Origin of the sequence: Streptacidiphilus neutrinimicus (genome assembly GCF_000787815.1) — a bacterium.
GTDB lineage: Bacteria > Actinomycetota > Actinomycetes > Streptomycetales > Streptomycetaceae > Streptacidiphilus > Streptacidiphilus neutrinimicus.
Map to the genome: position 1 here is coordinate 36,084 of NZ_BBPO01000059.1, position 6,145 is coordinate 42,228.

The 6,145-nt window shown below is 72.4% G+C and carries 5 protein-coding genes; 3 read left to right on the top strand and 2 right to left on the bottom strand.

Translation table 11 applies throughout. The annotated features are described in order from the left end of the window. Positions 1 to 63 precede the first annotated feature (63 nt). Positions 64 to 1,245 (bottom strand): SchA/CurD-like domain-containing protein, encoded by a 1,182-nt coding sequence (locus tag TR48_RS29105; protein WP_152628239.1) that lies wholly within the window; start codon positions 1,243 to 1,245, stop codon positions 64 to 66. A 301-nt stretch (positions 1,246 to 1,546) separates the two neighbouring features. Here TR48_RS29105 and TR48_RS29110 point away from each other — a divergent pair, with 301 nt between their 5' ends. Beyond that, positions 1,547 to 3,181: an FAD-dependent oxidoreductase gene (locus TR48_RS29110; RefSeq protein ID WP_042372860.1), complete on the top strand. Its 1,635-nt coding sequence runs from the start codon at positions 1,547 to 1,549 to the stop codon at positions 3,179 to 3,181. A 123-nt stretch (positions 3,182 to 3,304) separates the two neighbouring features. On the opposite strand, the gene TR48_RS29115 is transcribed toward TR48_RS29110, so the two are convergent. Further along, on the bottom strand, positions 3,305 to 3,604 hold the full coding sequence (locus TR48_RS29115) for a hypothetical protein (protein WP_042372862.1): 300 nt from the start codon (positions 3,602 to 3,604) through the stop codon (positions 3,305 to 3,307). A gap of 244 nt (positions 3,605 to 3,848) precedes the next feature. Between TR48_RS29115 and TR48_RS29120 the strand changes: the two genes are divergently transcribed. Together TR48_RS29120 and TR48_RS29125 are read left to right on the top strand one after the other, a co-directional pair. Then, the gene (locus TR48_RS29120; protein WP_236652380.1) at positions 3,849 to 4,880 is read left to right on the top strand and encodes a right-handed parallel beta-helix repeat-containing protein; all 1,032 of its coding nucleotides are present in this window, start codon (positions 3,849 to 3,851) and stop codon (positions 4,878 to 4,880) included. A gap of 84 nt (positions 4,881 to 4,964) precedes the next feature. Next, entirely contained in the window at positions 4,965 to 6,002 is a 1,038-nt protein-coding gene (locus TR48_RS29125) for a methyltransferase (protein ID WP_236652378.1), read from the top strand. Positions 6,003 to 6,145: the final 143 nt, after the last annotated feature.

A 6,145-nucleotide genomic window follows, 5' to 3' on the forward strand; every position in this document is an offset into this window, starting at 1 on the left:
CGGGCGCGAACAGCGGTCGGCGGTTCGGGACGCGGGTTCGGGACGCGGGTTCGGGACGCCGGTTCAGGACGCGGGCGCGACGCGGTCGGTGACCAGGCTCATCTCGCACTCGGCGAGGAAGCGCACAAGGGCGGATCCGTCGACGCCGACGGCGGGACCGGCCGGGTCGAAGAGGGGCAGCAGCCGCTCCGCGACCTGCGGGGTGATGCCCGAAGCCGGCACCGGGACGTCCTGGTAGGGGCGGCTCAGGTCGACCAGGCGCAGGAAGAGCCCGTCGCTCGTGAACATGGTGCTCTGCACCAGCGGGTTGGCCGGGTCCGTAGCGGCCTCGTGGTCCTGCTCGCCCAGGAGTCGTGCCACCGCGGCGCCTTGGCCGGGCCGCACGGGGTAGAGGAACGCGTGGCGGGTGACCTCGGCCGCGGTGTCGGCGCGCGGGTCACCGGCGTGGAACACCGCCGGGAGAGCGGCGCGGGCGAAGAACGCCCGGGCGGAGGCCGGGTCGGTCAGGTCGCGTGATTCCTCGAGGTAGGGATTGACCGCCTCCTCGACCTGCCGCACCTCGGGCTGCTGCGCGACGTGCCGTAGCGCGTTCCCCAGGTCGCCCTTGACCTCCACGGCTCGCACGACCCGGTTGCCGCGCATGAACAGCGAGGTGCGGCACAGCCGTGTCGTCGCGTCGACCCGTGCCTGCGGGGACGCGTAGTCGGCGAGAATCCGCGCGACCTTGTCCTCGCTCCCCGGCGTCACCGTGAAGGTGATCGCGTGGCGGACGAGCCCTCCGCTCGACAGCGGCGGCCTCGGCAGCGGGTCGGTGCTCGCGGGCCGCTGCGCGGGGCTCGCGTGCACGGCCGTTTGCCCGGCGGGGGCCGCGGCGACACTCCCGCCGGGCGGCGGGAGTGTCGCCGGGGTCTGGCGTTCGATGACGAACCGCAGCGACCGGGTGTCCGCGACGCAGTCGTGCATGGGCTGGACCAGCGCGCGGTGGGCGGCGCTGTCCACCCAGCTCAGGAACGGTTCGGCGCTCTCCCATTCGCTGGTGATCAGCCACTGGGAGGAGTTGCCGAGCGACTGGCACAGCTGGTCGCTGATGTGGCCCGGCACGTTGGCCACCTGATGGCAGATCTGGTCGTAGGCGGCCAGGAAGTTCTGCTCCTGGCCTTCGTGGACGTCCAGCAGCAGGACCACCCGGAGGCGCTGGTCTGCTGTTCCGGACGCGGCGGTGTGCGTGTAGTCCGTGGTCACCACAGTGGTTTCTCCCTCTCGCCCGCGGCGGTCAGGGCTCCGCGCTCACATCCACAGCGGGCGTCACCGGGGGCATTCGGTCGGGGCCTCGCGCCCTCGACTCGCCAGCGTCGGCATATGCAGACGCTGTGATACGTACACGATCGTGCGGCGTGCCCCCGGTCCGCGCACGGTGTGTGCGGCAGCCGGGTGAAAAACCGCTCGATCCGGCCCCGTCCGGGGACGGATGCAGGCGACCCGGCCGGCCCTGGGCCGCACTCCGCAGCCTCCGCGCCGCGCACCGTCCCCGAACCGGAGAGCACTGATGACGTCCGACGTCGACGAGCACGTCCCCGTCCTGATCTCGGGCGGCTCCCTTGTGGGGCTGTCCATGTCGCTGTTCCTCGGCCGCCTCGGCGTCCGGCACCTGCTGGTGGAGCGTCACGCCGCCACGTCGCACCATCCGCGCGGCCGCGGCAACAACGTACGCACGATGGAGCTCTACCGCACCGCGGGCGTCGAGCCGCGCATCCGCGCGGCCGCGTCCGTCCTCGCGGACAACCACGGCATCCTCCAGGCGGACACGCTCACCGGAGCGGAGCAGGACTGGCTGTTCCGCGAGATCGACCCCGGTGGGGGCCTGGCCCGGCTCAGCCCCGCCGGCTGGTGCCTGTGCTCGCAGAACGACCTGGAGCCGGAACTGCTGGCCGCGGCGCGGGAGCTGGGCGCGGACATCCGCTTCGGCACCGAGCTGGAATCCTTCGAACAGGACCAGGACGGCGTCACGGCCGTGGTGCGCGAGCGTGACAGCGGTCGGAGTCGGACCGTCCGGGCGCAGTACCTGGTGGCCGCGGACGGCCCGCGCAGCCCCGTCCGCGAGCGGCTCGGCATCGGCCACAGCGGCAGGGGCGACCTGTTCCAGAACGTCAGCATCACCTTCCGCGCCAAGCGCCTGGCCGACGCGGTGGGGGACCGCCGGTTCATCGTCTGCTACCTGCGCAACTCCGAGGGCTCAGGCGCGCTGTTGCCCGTCGACAACAAGGAGGCGTGGGTCTTCCACGCGCCGTGGCGCCCCGAGTCGGGGGAGACGCTCGAGGACTTCACCGACGAGCGCTGCACCGCGCTCATCCGCGCCGCCACCGGAGTCGCCGACCTGGAGGTCGAGATCACCGGCAAGGCCCCGTGGCATGCGGCCGAGCGGGTGGCGGACGGGTACGGCCGGGGGCGCGTCTTCCTGGCCGGCGACTCGGCCCACGAGATGTCGCCCACCGGCGCGTTCGGCTCCAACACCGGGATCCAGGACGCCCACAACCTCGCCTGGAAGCTGGCGGCCGTCCTCCAGGGCTGGGCCGGCCCGGGGCTGCTGGACAGCTACGAGGCCGAACGCCGCCCGGTGGCCCTCGCGACGGCCGCCCGCGCCTCGGCCCGGTCCGCGGAGCACCGGCACCCCGGATACGACGTCAGCCCGGGTACCGGCAAGCAGGCCGGGATGCTGGCGGTGGTGCTCGGCTACCGCTACCACTCCGACGCCGTCCACGGGACCGACCCCGAGGAGTCGGCTGTGCCGGAGCAGTTCAGGCCCGTGGCCGAGCCCGGCTGCCGCGCGCCGCACCTGTGGCTCAGCCGCGACGGCGTCCGCCTGTCGACGCTCGACCTCTACGAGCGCGGTCCCGTGCTGCTCACCGGGCCCGCCGGACGCGCCTGGCACGAGGCCGGGCTGAAGGCGGCCGCGACGCTCGGGGTGCCGCTGGAGTGCCACCAGATCGGCGGCGATCCCGCGGACAGCGGGGTCCTCCACCCGGACGAGGGGACGGACTGGGCCCAGATGCACGGCGTGGGCGCGGACGGCGCGGTCCTGGTGCGCCCGGACGGGTTCGTCGCCTGGCGCGCCGTCACGGCGGAGGACCGACCGGCGCGGGCCCTGACCGAGGTGCTGGAAGCCGTCCTGAGCCGGTCCTGACGCCCGCTCGGGACGGACTGTCCCCGGGCCTGACGGACGGGCCCGTCCGTCAGGCCCGGGGACAGCGGAAGCCGGGCCGGGCGAGACGATCTCGCACCGGCCCGGCTCTCCCGCTCCGTCGTGTCAGGCGGCCCCGCTCACGCCCGGCGCAACGAACCGCCGGTGCAGGGGCGAGAAGGTCACCTGCGGTTCCCCGAGGACGCCGAGCCTGCGGACGACGGGCATCAGCCGCTTCATGCTGAAGTGCTCGAACGCCGCCTCGGAATCCCAGACATCGACCACGTGCAGTCCGTCGTCCTCGAACCAGGACGCGTGGATGATGCCGCCGTCGGGAGTCCTGTCCTCCCAGTGCACCACCGTGCGGGCGGCTTCGTACTGCTCGGGCGTGACACCCGCCCAGCGCATCGACATGACGACAGCCATTGGGGTCTCCTTCGATGGGCAGTCGCTGACTCCCCCCAGCACGACGATAGATCACGGTCGTCCCGCGGGCACCAGGGAAGGGTCCTTCGTGTGCACGCGGTCACCCCGCGGCCTGCGCCCGTTCGACTCACCGGACGTGCGGTGACGCCTCGTCGTTCGTAGCTTCGACCTGAGAGGACGCACACGGCGTCCGATCCCCGGAAGGCGGTTGACCAGAATGTCGCCAGGATGGCTCTTGTTCGGCGTGCTCGGTGCCGCCGTCTCACTGCCGGTCGGCGTGCCAGCCGCCTCGGTGCCCGGGACGTCGGTCCACCTGGTCCATCCCGGACAGTCGATCCAGGCGGCGGTCGACGCCGCCGCACCGGGGGACACCGTCCTCGTGTCGGCGGGCCACTACCACGAAAGTGTGCTGCTCAGGACGGACGGGGTGACGTTGCGCGGCGCTGGTCCGCTGACCGTGCTGTCCCCGCCCGACGGCGCTGCGGACGGTGCGTGCGCCGCACTCGGCGACGGGATCTGCGTGTTCGGGACGCCCGGACACCCCGTGGCCGACGTCAGCATCGAGTCGCTCACCGTCTCCGGGTTCCGCGTCGACGGCCTCTCCGCCTCCGGCACCGACGGGCTGACGGTCCGTTCCGTGCAGGCACAGGACAACGGGCAGCAGGGCATCAGCGAGGAGAAGTCGTCCCGCAGCCGCGTGGTCGGCAACACGGCGCACGGCAACGGGCAGGCGGGCGTCTTCCTGGCCAACGTCGTGGACGGCAAGGGCGAAGGGATCGACACCGGCGGCACCCGTGTCGCCGGCAACCGCCTCTACGGCAACCGGTTCGGCGTCGTCGTCCGCCGGTTGCGGGACCTCGACGTCACGCAGAACACCGTCACCGGCAACTGCGGCGGCGTCTTCGTCGTGGGGGACGACACCCGGCCGCGCGCGGGCGACCTGACCGTCCGGGACAACCTGGTGAACGCGAACAACTCCTACTGCCCGGCGACCGACCGACTGCCCTACATCCAGGGCAGCGGCATCGTGCTGACCGGGGTCGAGCAGACCCTGGTCACCGGCAACGAGGTGGACGGCAATGCCGGAGCCTCCCCGCTGTCTGGGGGCATCGTGCTGTTCCGCAGCTACGTCGGCGGTCCGAGCACGGACAACACCGTCCGCGACAACCTCGTGCTGGACAACCGGTCCGCCGACCTGGCCGACCGGGACGGCGGGGCGCGCAACGTGTTCGTCGCGAACCTGTGCCGTGTGTCCGAGCCCTCCGGGCGGTGTTGACGAGCCGTCACGGGCGCCCGGTCGGGCCCCGGTGACTCCGATCGCCCCGCACAGACGCGGGTCAGAAACGAAGGGTTGTCGCAGGTGACCACTGACACTGTCTCCGAAGTCGAGCCGCCGACCGTGCGGTTGCGTGAGCTCGCCTTCAGCGCCGCGTGCGCCGCGGCCGTCCGGGCAGCGACGCGCTTGCGCGTCGCCGACGTCCTCGGTGACGCCCCCCTGGGCGCCGAGGAGTTGGCCGCCGCGACCGGCGCCGAACCACGGGCCCTGGCCCGGCTGCTCCGCGCGCTCTGCTGCTTCGGCATCTTCACCGAGGAGGAGGGCGGCTTCGCGCACACGGAGATGTCACGGCTGCTGCGCGAGGACGCTCCCGACAGCCTGCGCTACATCGTGTTGTGGTGCACCGAGCCGTGGACCTGGCAGGCGTGGGGGGCCCTGGACGACGCGGTCCGCTCCGGCGGGAGTGTCTTCAAGGATCTGTACGGCAAGGAGTTCTTCGACTACCTGCACGCCGAGGCCGCCGAGTCGGCCCAGGTCTTCAACCTGGCCATGACCCACTCCAGCCGGCAGTCCGCCCAGGACTTCGCCCGCGCCACCGACCTGTCGGGGGCGTCGACGGTGGTGGACATCGGCGGGGGACAGGGCCATGTGCTGGCCGAGCTGCTGGAGAAGTACCCCGCCATGCGGGGCACGCTGCTGGAGCTCCCCGACGTCGTCGAGAACGCCGACCCGCGGCTGCGCCCCGGGGGCGAGCTCGCCGACCGGACCAGCCTGCTCGCCGGCGACTGCCGCAGCGCGGTTCCCGTGCAGGCGGACGTCTACGTCATCAAGAACATCCTGGAGTGGGACGACGACAGCACGCGCCGGACCCTGGGCAACGTCGTCGGGGCCGCACGTCCCGGGGCAAGGGTCCTGGTGGTGGAGAACCTCGTGGACGACAGTCCCTCGATGCGGTTCACCACGGCGATGGACCTGATGCTGATGCTGAACGTCGGCGGGGCCAAGCACAGCCGCGCGAGCATGAGCGCGCTGATGACCGAGGCGGGCCTGGAGATCACGGACGTCCGGCCGGTCAACGGATACCTGCACGTCTTCGAGAGCCAGGTGCGGCAGAGCGGCTGACGGAACGTTTCCCCCGGTATTCCGGCCGGTGAACTCCCCTCGGGCGGCAGCTCGTTCCACGCCGTGAACACGCCGCTGAGCGCGCGGTGCCGACACCTCACGCCCTTCGGCGGCTACCGTGGCCACGTCCGCCAGGCCGCCGT

Excerpts from the sequence above, each read along its gene's own strand:
- TR48_RS29110 (WP_042372860.1), top strand. The coding sequence starts at position 1,547 with ATGACGTCCGACGTCGACGAGCACGTCCCCGTCCTGATCTCGGGCGGC.
- TR48_RS29115 (WP_042372862.1), bottom strand. The coding sequence starts at position 3,604 with ATGGCTGTCGTCATGTCGATGCGCTGGGCGGGTGTCACGCCCGAGCAG.